The organism is Bradyrhizobium sp. USDA 3364, from assembly GCF_054056355.1.
This window is the reverse complement of record NZ_JBSRYG010000002.1, coordinates 3,349,039-3,365,968: the sequence shown is the minus strand read 5'-3', so window position 1 is coordinate 3,365,968 and position 16,930 is coordinate 3,349,039. Positions and strand designations below refer to the sequence as shown.

General features: G+C 64.9%; 15 protein-coding genes. 7 read left to right on the top strand and 8 right to left on the bottom strand.

Translation table 11 applies throughout. The features are described 5' to 3' along the window. Window positions 1-160: 160 nt before the first annotated feature. Entirely contained in the window at window positions 161-1,942 is a 1,782-nt protein-coding gene (locus tag ACVILL_RS15725; RefSeq protein ID WP_456729886.1) for an acyl-CoA dehydrogenase family protein, read from the bottom strand. Window positions 1,943-2,013: 71 nt separating this feature from the next. Between ACVILL_RS15725 and ACVILL_RS15720 the strand changes: the two genes are divergently transcribed. Next, window positions 2,014-2,715: an SDR family oxidoreductase gene (locus ACVILL_RS15720; protein ID WP_456729885.1), complete on the top strand. Its 702-nt coding sequence runs from the start codon at window positions 2,014-2,016 to the stop codon at window positions 2,713-2,715. A 156-nt stretch (window positions 2,716-2,871) separates the two neighbouring features. After that, entirely contained in the window at window positions 2,872-3,702 is an 831-nt protein-coding gene (locus ACVILL_RS15715) for an enoyl-CoA hydratase (protein ID WP_456729884.1), read from the top strand. 123 nt (window positions 3,703-3,825) lie between these two features. On the opposite strand, the gene ACVILL_RS15710 is transcribed toward ACVILL_RS15715, so the two are convergent. Further along, on the bottom strand, window positions 3,826-4,449 hold the full coding sequence (locus ACVILL_RS15710; protein WP_456729883.1) for an N-acetyltransferase family protein: 624 nt from the start codon (window positions 4,447-4,449) through the stop codon (window positions 3,826-3,828). 180 nt (window positions 4,450-4,629) lie between these two features. Further along, complete coding sequence (locus ACVILL_RS15705; RefSeq protein WP_456729882.1) at window positions 4,630-4,833, bottom strand: DUF1127 domain-containing protein; 204 nt, start codon at window positions 4,831-4,833, stop codon at window positions 4,630-4,632. A 118-nt stretch (window positions 4,834-4,951) separates the two neighbouring features. On the opposite strand from ACVILL_RS15705, the gene ACVILL_RS15700 reads away from it, so the two are divergent. From ACVILL_RS15700 to tcuB, 4 genes are all read left to right on the top strand, one after another. Beyond that, on the top strand, window positions 4,952-5,851 hold the full coding sequence (locus tag ACVILL_RS15700; RefSeq protein WP_456729881.1) for a transcriptional regulator GcvA: 900 nt from the start codon (window positions 4,952-4,954) through the stop codon (window positions 5,849-5,851). 229 nt (window positions 5,852-6,080) lie between these two features. Continuing rightward, window positions 6,081-7,406: a tricarballylate/proton symporter TcuC gene (gene tcuC, locus ACVILL_RS15695; RefSeq protein WP_456729880.1), complete on the top strand. Its 1,326-nt coding sequence runs from the start codon at window positions 6,081-6,083 to the stop codon at window positions 7,404-7,406. A gap of 79 nt (window positions 7,407-7,485) precedes the next feature. Beyond that, complete coding sequence (gene tcuA, locus ACVILL_RS15690) at window positions 7,486-8,886, top strand: FAD-dependent tricarballylate dehydrogenase TcuA (RefSeq protein WP_456729879.1); 1,401 nt, start codon at window positions 7,486-7,488, stop codon at window positions 8,884-8,886. A gap of 16 nt (window positions 8,887-8,902) precedes the next feature. Beyond that, window positions 8,903-10,006, top strand: coding sequence for a tricarballylate utilization 4Fe-4S protein TcuB (gene tcuB, locus ACVILL_RS15685; RefSeq protein WP_456734270.1), 1,104 nt, complete (start codon window positions 8,903-8,905; stop codon window positions 10,004-10,006). Between the two features lie 182 nt (window positions 10,007-10,188). On the opposite strand, the gene ACVILL_RS15680 is transcribed toward tcuB, so the two are convergent. The 3 genes from ACVILL_RS15680 to ACVILL_RS15670 form a co-directional block, all read right to left on the bottom strand. Then, window positions 10,189-10,602, bottom strand: a complete 414-nt coding sequence (locus ACVILL_RS15680; protein WP_016846808.1) for a Rieske (2Fe-2S) protein — start codon at window positions 10,600-10,602, stop codon at window positions 10,189-10,191. 53 nt (window positions 10,603-10,655) lie between these two features. Then, entirely contained in the window at window positions 10,656-11,765 is a 1,110-nt protein-coding gene (locus ACVILL_RS15675; RefSeq protein ID WP_456729878.1) for an amidohydrolase family protein, read from the bottom strand. A gap of 64 nt (window positions 11,766-11,829) precedes the next feature. After that, the gene (locus tag ACVILL_RS15670; protein ID WP_456729877.1) at window positions 11,830-12,897 is read right to left on the bottom strand and encodes an amidohydrolase family protein; all 1,068 of its coding nucleotides are present in this window, start codon (window positions 12,895-12,897) and stop codon (window positions 11,830-11,832) included. A 180-nt stretch (window positions 12,898-13,077) separates the two neighbouring features. Here ACVILL_RS15670 and ACVILL_RS15665 point away from each other — a divergent pair, with 180 nt between their 5' ends. Then, a complete protein-coding gene (locus ACVILL_RS15665; RefSeq protein WP_456729876.1) occupies window positions 13,078-13,560 on the top strand; it encodes a CinA family protein in 483 nt (160 codons plus the stop codon). A gap of 268 nt (window positions 13,561-13,828) precedes the next feature. Here ACVILL_RS15665 and ACVILL_RS15660 read toward each other — a convergent pair whose 3' ends face one another. Continuing rightward, the gene (locus ACVILL_RS15660) at window positions 13,829-15,139 is read right to left on the bottom strand and encodes an HlyD family type I secretion periplasmic adaptor subunit (RefSeq protein ID WP_456729875.1); all 1,311 of its coding nucleotides are present in this window, start codon (window positions 15,137-15,139) and stop codon (window positions 13,829-13,831) included. Further along, window positions 15,136-16,887: a type I secretion system permease/ATPase gene (locus tag ACVILL_RS15655; protein WP_456729874.1), complete on the bottom strand. Its 1,752-nt coding sequence runs from the start codon at window positions 16,885-16,887 to the stop codon at window positions 15,136-15,138. Before ACVILL_RS15655 ends, ACVILL_RS15660 begins: the two co-directional genes overlap by 4 nt. Window positions 16,888-16,930 lie beyond the last annotated feature (43 nt).

Below are 16,930 nucleotides of genomic sequence, written 5' to 3'. Positions count from 1 at the left end.
CTCCACCTCTCCCAACGGGAGCGGTCGGAGCGCATCGGAGATGCGGTCCGGGTGAGGGGTTCAGGTCTATCGATAGAGCGCAACCCCTCACCCGGATCGCTGGCGCGATCCGACCTCTCCCGATGGGAGAGGTGAGACTGCGCGAGCGGCCACGGCGAGCCTACGCTGCCGACAACAATTCGCCAACCTCGGCCATGCCGATTGCGCGATCACCGAGCAGATGCTCGGTCATCCTGCGCTGAACGGTATTTTCCGTTAGCCGGAACGGATCGCCCGGCATCACACGATGATCGACCACCATCCGCGACAGCAACAGCCGGCGCGCATCGCCGCGCATCTCGTGGATGCGGCCGCCTTCCCACGCCAACGCCACCGCGCTTGCGACATGGTAGAGCAGGCTGGTGGCGCGCCGCGCATCACCCTCATTGTCGATGCGGCCGGCGACTTCGCGCGCAAAGGCGATCGCGCGGTCGCTGAGATCGCGCAGCCGGTTGCACCAGGCCTGCGGCACATCGGGACTATCGTCCAGCCGTGCATGCAGATCGGCCGCGAGCGCGCTGTCGGCGCCATGGCGTCCGACCGCCCGCTTCAGCGCATCGATCGCGACGATGTTGCCGGTGCCTTCCCAGATCGAGCCGAGATGCGCATCGCGCAGCAGCCGCGGCGTGACGAATTCCTCGATGTAGCCGATGCCGCCGCGCATCTCCATCGCGTCGCCGCAGACTTTTCTGGCATCGCGGGTGGCGCGGAATTTCAAGGTCGGGGTCAGGATGCGGAGCAGCGACGCGGCATCCTGGCTGCCGGCCTCGGCACGGTCGAGCGCGTCGGCGGTGAGAAAACTCATCGACAGCGCCTGCTCGCTCGGCAGCATGATCTTCATCAGCTGGCGGCGCGCCAGCGGCAGGTCGATGATGCGCCGGCCGAACACCACGCGCCCGCGCGCGACCGTAATCGCATCGTGCCAGGCGCGGCGCATCAGCGCAGTCGACTTCACGCCGTTGGAAAGCCGCGACGAATTCACCATCTCGGCCATCTGCACGAAGCCGCGATCGAGTTTGCCGACGGCGTAGGCGATCGCACCGTCGAACTTGATCTCGCCCGAGGCCATCGAGCGGGTGCCGAGCTTGTCCTTCAGCCGCACGATCCGGTAGTGGTTCTGAGAGCCGTCATCGAGGAAGCGCGGCATCAGGAACAGGCCGACGCCTTTTGTGCCCGGCCCCGCGCCTTCCGGCCGCGCCAGCAGCATCACCACCTTGGCGTCGGCGTTCGAGCAGAACCATTTCTCACCGTAGAGCCGCCAGTGGTCGCCTTCCTGCACGGCGCGCGTGGTCAGCGTGCCGACGTCGGAGCCGCCTTCCTTCTCGGTCATGAACTGGCCGCCCTGGGTCAGCTTGACCATGTCGGTCTGGGTGAGGCCGTCGAGATATTTCGCCTTCAACGCCTCGCTACCGAAATTCGCCAAAAGCTTTGCGCAACCGTCGGTGACGTTGATCGGGCAGCCCATGCCGAACTCGGTCTGGTTGAACAGGAAGGTGAAGGCGTGCTTGGCGACGACGGGATATTTGTCGGGCCAACCCATGATGCCCTTGCGGAGCGACAGCGCGTGAATGCCGAACTCGCCGAACGCGGCCTTCTCGATCTCGCGATAGGCCGGATGATATTCGATCGTTTGCACGTCGCGGCCAAACTTGTCGCGCTGATGCAGCACCGGCGTGTGGCGGTCGGCAAGCCGCGCACATTCATCGAGAGCGCCGCCGGCCAATCCGCCGAGCCGGTCGAGATGCGGCTCGATGTGGCGGAACAGCGCCTCGGGCAGATGCAGCTTCAACAGATCGGTCAGCGCCGGATCGGCCCGATAGAAATTCATTCCCGTCGTATCCGGCGCCAGCAGGCCCGGTTGGCTGGCGGATGACGGCGTCAAATCATGCTTGTGCTGCTGCATTGAATTCCCAGCTTCGGTGCTCATTTCTTTAGGCACGACTATCCTCCTCCGGCCGAGCAAAGGAAAGCCCAATGGATATTCCCAAGTACAAGATCGCCCTCATCGTCGGCGCCGGCGAGGGCCTCAGCGCCTCGCTGGCGCGGCTATTTTCGCGGGAGGGAATTCGCGTGGCGCTGGGCGCCCGCAGCATCGAAAAACTCGGCGCGCTCTGCACCGAAACCGGCGCGAAGGCCTATGCCTGCGATGCCACCAAGGCCGAGGATGTCGAACGGCTTTTTGGTCTGGTCGAGCGCGAGATCGGAACACCTGATCTCGTGGTCTATAATGCCAGTGGCCGCAGCCGCGGGCCGTTCGTTGAACTCGTGCCTTCAGAGGTCGAGCAGGCGATCGCGGTGTCGGCGTTCGGCGGCTTCCTGGTGGCGCAGGAGGCGGCGAAGCGCATGCTGCCCAACAAGAAGGGCGCGATCCTGTTCACCGGCGCTTCCGCCAGCGTTAAGGGTTATGCGCAATCGGCGCCGTTCGCGATGGGCAAGTTCGCGTTGCGCGGGCTGGCGCAGAGCATGGCGCGTGAACTGTCGCCGCAGGGCATCCATGTCGCGCATTTCGTGATCGACGGCGGCATCCGCAGCGCCGCCCGCACCGAGCCCGCCGACAAGCCGGACTCCATGCTCGATCCCGACGCGATTGCCTTGAGTTACTGGAACGTGCTGCAACAGCCGCGCAGCGCCTGGACCTGGGAACTGGAATTGCGGCCCTGGGTTGAGAAGTTTTGAGATGACGGAAATCATGCAACAGGCGTAGGCTGAACGCAAACCGCAGCCACATTCGTCATTGCGAGGAGCGAAGCGACGAAGCAATCCATTTCTCCAAATGCGGCGCCATGGATTGCTTCGCTCCGCTCGCAATGACGGGGAAACAGGGGAAGAAACATGACCAGCGAAATCAGGATCGAGACCGGCACCGACGAACTGCTCTGCGTGATCCGCGACCGCGTCGCCGTCATCACGCTGAATCGCCCCGACGCCCGCAACTCGCTGTCGGACACGCTGACGCCGGCACTGCGCACCATGATCCGGACCTGCGGCGAGAACCCGGAGGTCGGTGTGCTGCTGGTGACCGGCGCCGGCAAGGCGTTCTGCGCCGGCGGCAACGTCAAGGGCATGGGCGCCAATCGCGACCCGAAGAAGCTCGAAATGTCCTATGAGGACAAGGTCGCGGATCTGCAGGAGCGTCAGCGCCTGCTCACCGGCGCGCTGGCCTCGGTGCGCAAGCCGACCATTGCCGCCCTTCCCGGTCCCGCGGTCGGTGCCGGCCTTGCGATCGCGATGGCCTGCGACATCCGGATCGCCGCGCAATCCGCCTTCATCTCGACCGGTTACCTGCGCGTGGCGCTGAGCGGCGACTACGGCATGGCGTGGCTTTTGACGCGCCTGGTCGGCACCTCGCGCGCCCGCGAACTGATGTTCACCTCGGAAAAAGTCGATGCCGCGAGGTGCGAGCAGATCGGCCTGGTCAACCGCGTGGTGCCGGACGAGACGCTGCAGGACGAAGCCTTTGCGCTGGCGAAGTCGATCGCCGAAGGCCCGACGCTGGCGTTGCGCTACATGAAGGACAATCTCGACGAGGCGCTGCAGTTCGACTTCGCCACCGCGCGCGACCACGAGGCCGAGCGGCTGATCCGCCTCACCACGACATCAGATCACAAGGAGGCGGTGCAGGCCTTCATCGAGAAGCGCAAGCCGGTGTTCAGGGGGAGTTGAGGCCCGTAGCGCCTTTGCAGTCACCTCTTCCCTTTTGGGAGAGGCAGCACCGGAGCAAGCGAAGACAAAGCTCAATAAAGAAAAGGGCCCGGTTCTGGGGAGGCCAGAACCGGGCCTAGTCAGTCAAACCGCAAGCGAGGACATCGCGGCCGAGCGGGAAGTGGCGGCGAGCCGCCAGCTGGCACAGGGAATGTCTTGCGGTTCGACGTGGATCTCTTTCACGAAGCGCACCAGCTTCCAGTCGCCGGGGCTCTGGACGAAGGCGTAGCCCGACTTGCGGGCGAGGCCGATCATCGTCGCGTTGGATCGCAGCGTGTCGCCGAAAATATGCTCGGCTCCGAAGGACGCCGCGCGGCATTCAAGATTGTTCAACAGCGCCTTGCCAATGCCGTGGCCCTGCCACCGGTCATCGATCGACAGGCCGAACTCGACGCTCGACGTATCGGCATGGAAGGCATAGCGGGCTTCGCCGACGATGGTCTCGAAACCATCGACCAGCATCGTCGCGACCACCGTGAACCGATCAGCCTCGCCGACATGGATAAAACGCTCGAGCTCCGTCTTCGGCAGCTCGCTCAGTGCGCCCAGGAAGCGGTTGTAACGGGACCCCGCGGAGAGCGAGCGGATGTAACTCTGCAACTCTTCGCGGTCGCGCGGCTCGACGAAGCGCACCTTGATCTCGCTGCCGTCCTTGGCGCGCAGCACGTCGGAGTATTGCTTGAGATCGTCGAGATGCAGCGCAGTCATGACACGCTCCTCGGGTAAAGAAATTGGCCGGCGCCCCTCATCGAGGCGGCGCCGGGCGGCACATGACCCGCCAAAGTGTGAAGCGGTTTGGCGGCCGGGTCATGCGCCTTGCTTAAGTTTGGAGCGCGACCGGACGCAAAACCGGCGTCCACTTTTGCTGGTCGCGCTCTGGCGTCCTTGTCAGGCCCGCCAGAACGGCTTCTCGGTTTCGAAAGCGATGTCGCTGCGGGACATGCCGATGTCGTGCAGATCGCGCTCGGTCCACTGCGACAGCTCACGGCGGCGCTCGTAGCGATCCCACCAGACATGCAAGGTGTCGCTGACCTGGTTCAGCAGCCCCGGAGTATGATGATTTGTCATCGATTCATGTGTGAAAATGGACATTTACGGCTCCTATCGGTAACCTGTTGGCAGTAATATCGGAGCTATTCGGCCCATTCACAAACGACACTTTGTACCGTTTCGCATGAATTAAAGTCATGAATTGGGAGACAATCTGGGGATGACCAACCGCCTGCCTTCGCTGAACGGCCTGCGGGCATTCGAGGCCGCCGCGCGGCACATGAGCTTCACACTGGCGGCGTCCGAACTGAACGTGACGCAGACCGCGATCAGCCATCAGATCCGGCGGCTCGAGGAAGAACTCGGCGTCCGCCTGTTCATCCGCCAGAACCGCTCGCTGAGCCTGACGCCGGAGGCTACGGAATACCTTCCAGGCGTCCGCGCCGCCTTCAACGACCTCAGGCTCGCGACCGACCGCTTGCTGCGCCGGGACGACGACCACGTGCTGACGGTGTCGACGCTGGCGTCGCTTGCGGCCAAATGGCTGCTGCCGCGGCTGTCGGCATTCCAGGAGGCGCATTCCGGCATCGACGTCCGCATTACGACCTCGACCAGCCTGGTCGACTTCCAGCGCGACAAGGTCGACGCGGCGATCCGCTATGGCCGCGGCCAATGGGCCGGCCTGCGCGCGGACTGGCTGATGGCGGACGAGCTGTTTCCGGTGTGCAGCCCGTCGCTGCTACAGGGAACCAGGCCGCTCAAAACTCCTGACGATCTCAGAGATCACGTGCTGCTGCACACCAGCAACGCCAATAGCGACGACTGGCGGCTATGGCTGACCGCGGCGGGACTGCCGACCGACATTTCCAAGCAGCCGGGCGTGACCTTCGACCTGCTGTTCGTGACCGTCCAGGCCGCGATCGACGGCATCGGCATCGCGATGGGCCGCACCTCCTATGTGCAGGACGATATCGCCAAGGGCCGTCTCGTGGTTCCCTTCAAGATCGCGCTGCCGGCCGACGCCGGATTCTACCTGGTCTCGCCGCAGGGACGCGCCGATTCACCGAAACTCTCGGCATTCCGGTCCTGGCTCGGCGCCACAGCGCATAGCGCGCCTTGAGGCGGCGCACGGCCCTCTTCATTTTCCTCTTGACGCGTTTTCTTCACGCGACCCGGCCTCCACTTCGCTCGAAAACGCTCTGGTCTACGGCTTTTTTCCGATGGCCCCTGCACGATTTCGGGTTGGTCGCGCCGGACAGCCGTGCCAAATTGCCGCACATGGCAGCTAACTGCCTTGGCCGGCGAGACAATTTGCGCCGGCCGTTTTGTCACGGGGAGGAAAGGGCGTTATGTCGCAGTCGAGTCCATCGCAAGTACCGCAAATCAAGTCACGGCTCGGCGCCATCCTGCGTGCGACCAGCGGCAATTTCCTCGAGCAGTTCGACTTCTTCCTGTTCGGCTTCTATGCGCAGGACATCGCGAAAGCGTTCTTTCCCGCCCAGAACGAGACCGCGGCGCTGCTCAACGCCTATGGCGTATTCTGGCTTGGCGCGCTGATGCGTCCCGTCGGCGCGGTCGTCCTTGGCTCCTACATCGACCGCATCGGCCGCCGGCAGGGCCTGATCGTGACGCTCGCACTGATGGCGCTCGGCACTGTCGTGATCGCGTTCTGTCCGGGCTATGCAGCGATCGGCATTGCCGCGCCGATCATCGTTCTGATCGGCCGCCTGATCCAGGGCTTCTCCGCCGGCGTCGAACTGGGCGGCGTGTCGGTCTATCTCTCCGAGATCGCGACCCCCGGCAACCGCGGCTTCTACACCTCGTTCCAATCGTCGAGCCAGCAGGTCGCGATCTTCGTTGCCGCGATCATCGGATATCTGCTGCGCGAGGTCATGCCGGGCGACACCTTCCTGGATGTGATCGGCGGCATCGCCAAGTGGCGCATCCCGTTCTTTATCGGCTGCCTCATCATTCCCGTGATCTTCATGTTGCGGCGCTCGCTGGAGGAAACGCCGGCCTTCCTCGCCATGAAGAAGCATCCGACACCGAGCGAAGTGTTCGCATCCGCGATCGAGAACTGGCGCATCGTCATCCTCGGCATGATGATCGCGGTGCTGACCACCACGACGTTCTATTTCATCACGGTGTATGCGCCCGGCTTCGGCAAGGAACTGCACCTTTCGGCGTCCGGAACGCTGCTGGTGACCCTGCTCGTCGCGGTGACGAATTTCATCTGGAATCCGGTCGGCGGCGCGGTATCGGACCGAATTGGCCGCAAGCCGGTGCTGCTCACGATCGCGGGGCTGTCGTTCGTGACCGCCTACCCGGCGCTGTCGTGGCTCTCGCATGAGCCCTCGCTCGGGAAGCTGCTGGCGGTACAAATGATGTTCTCGTTCTACTTCGGCGTCTACAGCGGCACGATGCTGGGATGCCTGGTCGAGATCGTGCCGGCGCATGTCCGCACCACCTGCTTCTCGATCGCGTTCGCATTGGCGGCGGGCATCTTCGGCACGTCCACCCCCTTCGTCGCGACCAAGCTGATCAGCATGACCGGACAGGACAAGGCCTCACCGGCCTACTGGCTGATGTTCGGCGCGGCGCTCGGCATCGTCGCTGCGCTGATCGTCTATCGCGGCGGCCAGACCATCGAGCAGCGCAAGACAGTCGCTGCCTGATCGTCCGCATGCAATTGGGGCAGGCCGATCGCCTGCCCCGGCATGTTGCTTTCCATGCCAACAACGATAACAAGAGCGCATGGTTGATCTGACGCGAAGGTTCGACGTGCTGGTGATCGGCGGCGGCAACGCCGCCCTTTGCGCTGCGATCAGCGCACGGCGCGCCGGCGCCTCCGTGCTGGTGCTGGAAGGCGCCCCGAAATTCTACCGCGGCGGCAACACCCGCCACACCCGCAACATGCGCTGCGCCCATGACGCGGCGACCGAGATCCTCACCGGGCCCTATACCGAGGAGGAGTTCTGGAAGGATTTGCTGCTGGTGACCGGCGGCCAGACCGACGAGGAACTGGCCCGCTTCATGATCCACGAGTCGAAGGACATCCTGAACTGGATCGTCGAACAGGGCGTGCGCTGGCAGCCCTCGCTCGGCGGCACCTTGAGCCTCGGCCGCACCAACTCGTTCTTCCTTGGCGGCGGCCGCGCGATGCTGAACGCGCTCTATCGCACCGCCGAGGAACTCGGCGTCGACATCCTCTACGATGCCGAAGTCATCGATCTCGTGATCGAGGACGGCATGTTCCTCTCGGCCCAGCTGAAGCAGCCGGTCGGCGGCAAGACCGAGGTGCGCGCCTCGACGCTGGTCGCAGCCGCTGGCGGCTTCGAGGCCAACATCGAATGGCTGAAAGAATATTGGGGCGAGGCCGCCGACAATTTCCTGATCCGCGGCACACCCTATAATCGCGGCGCGGTCCTGAAGATGCTGCTCGCCAAGGGCGTGCAGGAGATCGGCGATCCCACGCAATGCCATGCGGTGGCGATCGACGCCCGCGCGCCGAAATTCGACGGCGGCATCATCACGCGCCATGACTCTGTCGTGTTCGGCATCGTCGTCAACAAGCATGCCGAGCGCTTCTACGACGAGGGCGAGGACATCTGGCCGAAGCGCTACGCGATCTGGGGCCGCCTGGTCGCAGCCCAACCGGACCAGATCGCCTACATCATCTTCGACTCGACCGTCGTGACGAGCTTCATGCCGACGCTGTTTCCGCCGATCGCGGGCGCAACGATCGCCGAGCTCGCCGGCAAGCTCGAGCTCGACGCGGCGGCGCTGGAGAAGACCATCACCGAGTTCAACGCCGCGGTGCGGCCGGGCACCTTCGATCACACCATCCTCGACGACTGCGCTACCCAAGGCATCACGCCGGCGAAGACACATTGGGCGCGCAGGATCGAGACGCCGCCCTATCTCGCCTATCCGGTGCGGCCCGGCATCACCTTCACCTATCTCGGCACCCGCGTGAACCAGCAGTCACGAATGCTGATGAAGGACGGCAAGCCGTCGGCCAACATGTTCGCCGCCGGCGAGATCATGGCCGGCAACGTGCTCGGCCGTGGCTACGCCGCCGGCATCGGCATGACCATCGGCAGCGTGTTCGGCCGCGTTGCCGGGCGGGAAGCGGCGAAGAATGCGCGGAACTGAGAGCAAGGCTGGCGCGATGCACGGGACGAGGACATTGCAGGAAGCCGACCGTCTGATGACGGTGTGCAATTCCTGCCGCTATTGCGAGGGCCTGTGCGCGGTGTTTCCCGCGATGGAGATGCGCCGCGCCTTCTCCGACGGCGACCTCAACTATCTCGCCAATCTCTGCCATTCCTGCGGCGCCTGCTACACCGACTGCCAGTTCTCGCCACCGCACGAGTTCAACGTCAACGTCCCGAAGACGCTCGCGGTGGCGCGCGCCGAATCCTATGCCGCCTACGCCTGGCCGCGCGCTTTCTCCGGCGCGTTCGCGCGCAACGGCCTCGTCATCAGCCTGATCGCGGCGCTCAGCGTCGCCGCCTTCATCTTCGGCTTCGCCGCGTTGAACGACCCCGGCGTGCTCACCGGCATCCATACCGGCCCCGGCGCGTTCTACAAACTGATGCCGCATAATGCGATGGCGCTGTTGTTCGGCGCCGCCCTGCTCTACGCGATCCTCGCGCTGGTGATGGGCGTGCGCGCGTTCTGGCGTGATATCGGCGACCCGGTCGGCAGGAAGACCGACGCGAAGTCGCTGTTGCAGGCGGTCGGCGACGCCGGCGAGCTGCGTTATCTCGACGGTGGCGGCGTCGGTTGCTTCAACGAGGACGACCACCCGACGGACCGCCGCAAGCTGTATCACCACTTCACATTCTACGGCTTCGCGCTGTGCTTCGCTGCGACCTGCGTCGGCACGCTCTATCACTACCTCCTGGCGCGCGAGGCGCCCTATGCGTGGTGGGACCTGCCCGTGGTGCTCGGCACGCTCGGCGGCATCGGGCTCGTGGTCGGCCCGATCGGCCTGCTCAGCGAGAAGTGGAAGCGCGACCGCGTGCTGGTCGACGAGCAGCGCATGGGCATGGACACCGCGTTCATCCTGATGCTGTTCCTGACCAGCATCACCGGCCTTGCCCTGTTGGCGTGGCGCGAGACCGCCGCGATGGGCCCGCTGCTGGCGCTGCATCTCGGCGTGGTGTTCGCGCTGTTCATCACCATGCCGTACGGAAAATTCGTGCACGGAATCTACCGCTTCGTCGCGCTCGTGCGCTACGCGCGGGAACGGCAGATGATGGCGGAATGACAACCCCGTCCGGGATGCGCCGCCCGAACTAGGGTTTACCCGAGTTCGGCAGATGTTAAGTGTCCAAGTCGGCAACAGCCGACTTGGAAGGCGCAGGCCCGCAATCCATCGGGCCTCAGAACAAGCGGTCAAATGGATTCCGGGTTCGCGCTGCACGGCGCGCGCCCCGAAATGACAGGAGATCAGAGATCCACCACCACGTAGTCGCTCTCCACCGCGACCTTGATGGTCTCGGCGACATACGGTCCCTTCACCACATTGGTGCCCGGCTCGACGCTGACCGGATAGGCGCGCACGCGGAAGCGGCGCGGATCGCAATAGGACTGGCCGGTGCGGATATCGAACTCCCAGCCGTGCCAGGGACAGCGCAGGATTTCGCCGAGCTTGGTGTATTCGATCTCGCCGGGATCGGACGACGATGCCAGCCCGATCAGTGGTCCTTCGCACAGCGCCGCGCCCTGGTGCGGGCAGCGGTTCAACAGGCCGAAGAACTCGCCCTTGACGTTGAAGACGGCGATCGGCCGCCCGTCGATCTCGAGGAATTTTCGCGAACCCGGCGGCAATTCGTCCACGGGAGCGATCACATGCCTTGCCATCAGTTGTTCTCACGCATGATCTGATTCGAAAAACCGGTTCCCACTTTTTCGGATCATGCGATACCGTAAAGCTGCTTCGCATTGTCGAGGTAGAACGCCTGGCGTTTGGCGTCGCTGACGCCGGCCGGCAGCACGCGCGACGGCTCGTCATAGTCCCAATGCGGGTAGTCCGTCGCGAACAGCAGCCTGTCCCAGCCGATCCACTCGATGGTCTGGAACAGATGGTCGCGGCTCTCCGGGTCTTCCATCGGCTGCGTCGTCCACCAGATGTGGTCGCGGATGTACTCCGACGGCTTGCGCTTCAAATGCGGCACCTCGGCGTGGAGCCGCGAAAATACCTTGTCGAGCCGCCAGGCCAGCGACGGCGCCCAACCGAAGCCGGCTTCGACCATCACCATCTTCAATTTCGGGAAGCGCTCGAATACGCCCTCGAGCACGAGGCTCGCCAGCGCGGTCTGCTGGCACTGCGAGTGGCCGACCATCTCCTCGATGTAATAGCTCGGCCAGCCCGAGGCGGTGATCGGGTTGCCGCCGAAGCCGAAGGCATGCACGCCGATCGGCAGCCCCGTCTCCTGCGCCGCCTCGTAGATCGGCCAGTAGCGGCGCTGGCCGAGCGGCTCGACATTGCGGCTGAGCAGCAGCACCTGGACGAAATTCCTGTCGCCTGCGCGCCTGCGGATTTCGGCCGCGGCCGACAGGCCGTCCTCATTGGCGACGACGACAGAACCCTTCAGGCGCGAATCCTTGCTGGTCCATTTCTCGATCTGCCAGTCGTTGATCGCCGAGCAGATCGCGCCGGCGAGATCCTGGTTGCGGATGCCCTGCCCGGTGTTGAGCGGATTGAGCACGCCGAGCGCGACATTGTTGGGATCGAGATGCTGCTTCTGCATGAAGGACAGCGACGAACCCTGCGGGCCGCCCTCCGGCGGATAGGCGTCGCGGCGCGACGCATTCGGCTGCGCCTTCGGATACGGCGGACCTTCCATCATGCCCTGATAGGCATGTACGCCGAAGGTTTCGAGATGCGCGTGCCAGCGCCTGGCGAGGTAAGGATGCAGCTCGTCCTTGGTCGCGCGCGCCGGATGGATGTCGCAATCGGCGATCGCGGTCTTGATGCTGGCTGACGATGCCGCTTCCGGGCGTTCCCGAATCTGGACGTTCATCGCGTCGTCTCCTCTTTCGTCCTGGGCATGATCTGGTCCGAAAACCGGACGCCACTTTTCGGGATCATGCCATCACCTTGAGGCGCGGATAGGTCGCATGCGGATTGTCGATCATGATCTTGCGGACCAGATCCGGCGACAACCCCCTCGGCAGCACCTCGTCACCGTCGAACTGCCAATGCGGATAATCGGTCGAGAATAGGATCAATTCGTCCGACTGCATATGGTCGAACAGCCGGTTCAGCGTATCGGGTTCCGGTGGCGCGTCGACCGGCTGCAGCGAGAAGCGGATGTTGCTGCGCACAATCTCCAGCGGCGCGCGGTCGACCCACGGCGTCTCCATGCGCACGCCGCGCCAGAACTTGTGCAGCCGCCACAGGAACGGCGGCAGCCAGGTGAAGCCCGACTCCAGCATCACCATTTTCAAGGCCGGATGACGCGCGAATACGCCCTCGACGATCAGGCTGGTGAGCTGGGTCTGGAACGCCTGCGCCTGCGCGACATAGTCCTCGATGTGATAGGAACCCCAGCCGACCGAAGTCGGCGGATTGTGATAGGCGCTGCCGGCATGGATGCCGATCGGCAGGCCGAGCCGTTCGGCTGCGGCGTAAATCGGCCAGTAGTGACGCTTGCCGAGCGGCATGTCGCCCATCACGAGCATCAGCACCTGCACGAAGCGCTTGTCCTGCGCGCAGCGCTCGATCTCGGCCACCGCCTTCTCGATACTCTGCACGGGGATCACGATCGAGCCGCGCAGGCGATCGTCCTTGTCGAGCCATTCCTTGACCAGCCAGTCGTTCAACGCGCGGCAGAAGGCGTCGGCCATGTCCTCGGAGAACACCATCTGCACGCCGTAGAGCGGATTGCAGATGCCGTACGCCGTGCCGCACCTGTCGAGCGCCTGGCGCTGCATGTCGGCAAGGCTCGAGCCCGGCTTGCCCTGCGCGGGACGCCAGTCCGGCCGCGACGAGATCGGCGAATTGGTGGGATAGGATTGCGAGATCAAATCCGTCATGCCGCGCGTCGTCACCTGGTCGCGCCAGTAATCGTTCATGTACGGCAGCAGGCTGGTGAGGTGAGGTACGGCGGGATGCAGATCGCAATCCACGCCGCCCGCGATCGGCGACGTCATGTTTCCTCAGCGAGTTTCTCTGCCCGCGCTCTCACAGCGATTTGCGAGGCGCCGCTTGGTTGTTGTCGATATTCAAGCAGGCCGTGCCACGGTCCGCAACTCGGCAGGGGCCGATGTGGTGTGCTAGGAAGGCAGAACGCCCCACGGGATTTTCATGGCAAGCAACGAGAAAGACCGCCGATGAACGCACTTACATCCATCGCCGAACAGGTCGCCGCAAAACTGATCGCGAACAAGCAGACGATTGCGGTCGCGGAATCGTCCACTGGCGGACTGATCTCCGCGTCGCTGCTGGCGGTGCCCGGTGCGTCGGCCTATTTCCTCGGCGGCGGCGTGATCTACACCCGCGATGCGCGGCGCGCGCTGATGGATATTCCGGACGACGCAATGCGCGGCCTCCGCTCATCATCGGAACCCTATGCGCAACTCCTGGCGCGGCAGATCCGCGAACGCCTCTCGACCGACTGGGGCTTGTCGGAGACCGGCGCCGCCGGCCCGACCGGCAACCGCTACGGCGATGCCGCGGGTCATAGCTGCATGGCGGTCGTCGGTCCCAGGCAGCAGGTGATCACGCTGGAAACCGCGAGCGACGACCGGCAGGCCAACATGCAGGCATTTGCGAAGGCGGCGCTGGAGTTGCTGTTGCGGAATCTAGAGCGGTAATTCCAACAGCGTCGTCCCGGCGAAAGCCGGGACCCATTACCACGAATCTTGGTTTTGAATGACGCTGGGGCCACGGCCGTCGCTCACGGCAAACGCCTGTGGCTATGGGTCCCGGCTTTCGCCGGGACGACGCGGGGTGAAAATCATTGATACGGCGAAGGTGCGTAGCCCGGATGAAGCGCAGCGCAATCCGGGGCCTCTTCATCCGCATTGCTGTTCCCGGATTGCGCTTCGCTTCATCCGGGCTACAAGAGCCTCGCGCGCGTTCTCACTTCTCGCGGAACGAGCGCATGAACTGGTCGGTCATCGGCTTCATCAGATACGACAGCATGGTGCGGTCGCCGGTCTGGACGAAGGCTTCCACCGGCATGCCGGGGATGATCTTCACCTCGCTGCCGAGGCGAGCGACCTCTTGCGGCGGCATCGAGACGCGGATGGTGTAGTAGCTCTGCCCGGTGCGCTGGTCGGTGGTGGTGTCGGCGGAGACGCGGGTGACGACGCCGTTCAGCTCGGGCGTGGTGCGCTGGTTGAAGGCGGAGAGGCGTAACAGCGTCTTCTGGCCGACCTGCAGCTTGTCGATGTCCTGCGGATTGACCTTGGCCTCGACCGACAGATCGTCCGCCTTGGGCACGATCATCATGATGGCGTCGCCCGCGGTGATGACGCCGCCGACCGTGTGCACGGTCGATTGCAACACCACGCCGTCCTGCGGTGCGCGGATATCGATGCGGCGCAACTGGTCCTCGGCGGTGACCTTGCGCTCGACGAACTCGCCGATCTTGTCGTTGGTCTCGCGCAAATCCTTCGAGACTTCCGCCAGCATGTCCTTGTCGACCTGGATGATCTGCAGCTCGGTTTCGGTGATCTTGCCCTTGGCCTGGGCACGCGAGGCGATGTATTGCGCGCGCTCACCGGCGAGACGCGCCGCGTCGCGCTCCAGTGTGGTCAGGCGGGTGAGCTGCACCAGATGCTGCTCGTAGAGCTGGCGGACGCCGACCAGTTCCTGCTGCACCAGGGCGATCTCCTTGTCCTTGGCGGCCTCCTGTGCTTGCAGGCCCGAGATTTCCTCGTTGAGCTGGGTGACGCGTTCGCGCAGCTGCGCCTTCTGGCCGGTGCGGCCGTTGACGCGGACCTCGAACAACTTGGTCTCGCTCGCCATGATGTCGCGAACGTCGGGATCCCTGGCCTGCTCGGTGAGCTGCGGCGGAAACGCGATCTTGTCGCGACCCTGCTGCTCGGCCTGGAGCCGGGCCGCACGCGCAAAGAGGCCGTTCAGCGTCTTGACCACGATCGCGAGGCTCGCCTTCACGACCGTCTCGTCGAGCCGCACGACGACGTCGCCTGCTTTGACCGTGTCACCGTCGCGCGCCAGGATTTCACCGACGACGCCGCCGGTCGGATGCTGCACCTTCTTGACGTTGGTATCGACCACCACCGAGCCCGGCGCGATCAGCGCGCCCGAGATCGGCACCGTCGCGGCCCAGCCGCCGACGCCGCCGCCCAGCACCAGCACCACGGCAAGGCCGACCACGAGGTGCTTTCTGATCGAGACATGTGCGTTGCGCGGCTGAGCGGTCATGACTTGGCCGCCCCCGCATCGGCGACGATCTTGATCGGCGTCGGCACCGGCGGCGCGACGCGTTGCAGCACCTGCGCCAGCACGGTCTCCTTCGGTCCGAAGGTCTGCATGCGGCCGTCCTTCAGCACCAGCAGCTGGTCGACGCCCTCGATGCCGATCGGCCGGTGCGCAACCACGACGACGACCGCGCCGCGCTCGCGGGCGCTACGCACCGCGCGGGTGAGCGCCTCGTCGCCTTCGCTGTCGAGGTTGGAGTTCGGCTCATCCAGCACGATCAGGAACGGACTGCCGTAGAGCGCCCGCGCCAGCGCGACGCGCTGCGCCTGGCCGGCGGAGAGCGCCGTGCCCTGCTCGCCGACTTGGGTGTCGTAGCCGTCGCGCATCTTGATGATCATCTCGTGCACGCCGGCCTCCTTGGCCGCGGCGATGATGCCGTCGGATTTGGCGTCGGGATCGAACCGGCAGATGTTCTGCGCGACCGTGCCGGCGAACAGCTCGACGTCCTGCGGCAGATAGCCGACATGGCGGCCGAGTTCGTCCGACGACCACTGATCGAGCGCGGCGCCGTCGAGCCGCACCTTGCCGCGCGCCGGCACCCAGACGCCGACCAGCGCCCGGATCAGCGACGATTTGCCGGAGCCGCTCGGGCCGATCACGCCGACGCCGCTGCCGGCTTCGGCGGTGAAGGTGACGTCCTGCACGATGGCGCGCTGGTCGCCCGGCGCAACGATGGTCACCGCCTCGACCGACAGCTTTTTCTCGGGCGCCTGCAGCAGCGTCTGCGCAGGCCGCGCCGGCATCTGCTGCAGCAGCCGGTTGAGCCGCTGCCAGCTCTGCCGCGCGGCGACAAAACCCTTCCAATGCGCGATCGCAAGATCGACCGGCGCCAGCGCCCGCGCGCTCAGGATCGAGCCGGCGATGATGATGCCGCCGGTGGCCTCCTGATGGATCACGAGATAGGCGCCGACCGCGAGCACGGCGGACTGCAGCATCATGCGCAGCACCTTGGCGACCGCACCGAGCCCGCCGGTGACGTCGCTCGCACGCTGGTTGCCGGACAGATATTCCTCGTTGGCCTCGTTCCAGCGCCTGTTCATCCGGCCGGACATGCCCATCGCCACCAGCACCTCGGCGTTGCGGCGGCTGGAGGCGGCGAGATCGTTGCGCCGCGCCGCGAGCGACATCGCTTCCTTGGCCGGCGTGCGCGACATGTATTCGGTGATCAGCGTCAGCGTCACCAGGATGATGGCACCGACCAGGGCGGTCACGCCAAGCAGCCAATGGAATGCGAAGCAGATCAGCATGTAGAACGGCAACCAGGGCAGGTCGAAGAATGCGCCGGGGCCCATGCTGCCGAGGAAGGAGCGCACATTGTCGAGATCGCGCAGCGGCTGCAGGCCCTCGCTGCGATTGCCGGCCAGCAGCGGCAGCCGCACGATGGTGTCGAACACCCGCGCATTGAGCGCTTCGTCGAGCGAGGTGCCGACGCGGCCGAGGATGCGTCCGCGCAGCAGATCGAGCACACCCTGTGCCATGTAGAGGACCGCGGCGATCACCACGAGGCCGACCAGGGTGGGAACGCTGCGGCTCGGCAGGACCCGGTCGTAAACCTGCAGCATGAACATCGAACCCGTCAGGTACAGCAGGTTGATCATGCAACTGATGAGACCGACGCCGATGAAGGCGCTGCGGCATGCGCGCAGCGCCTCAGCCAGTTCGGAACGCCGGACAGCGGGCGCGGCTGCCATAAAAACCGATCTCTGCAAAATGAAAGAGTTACGTGATCACCAC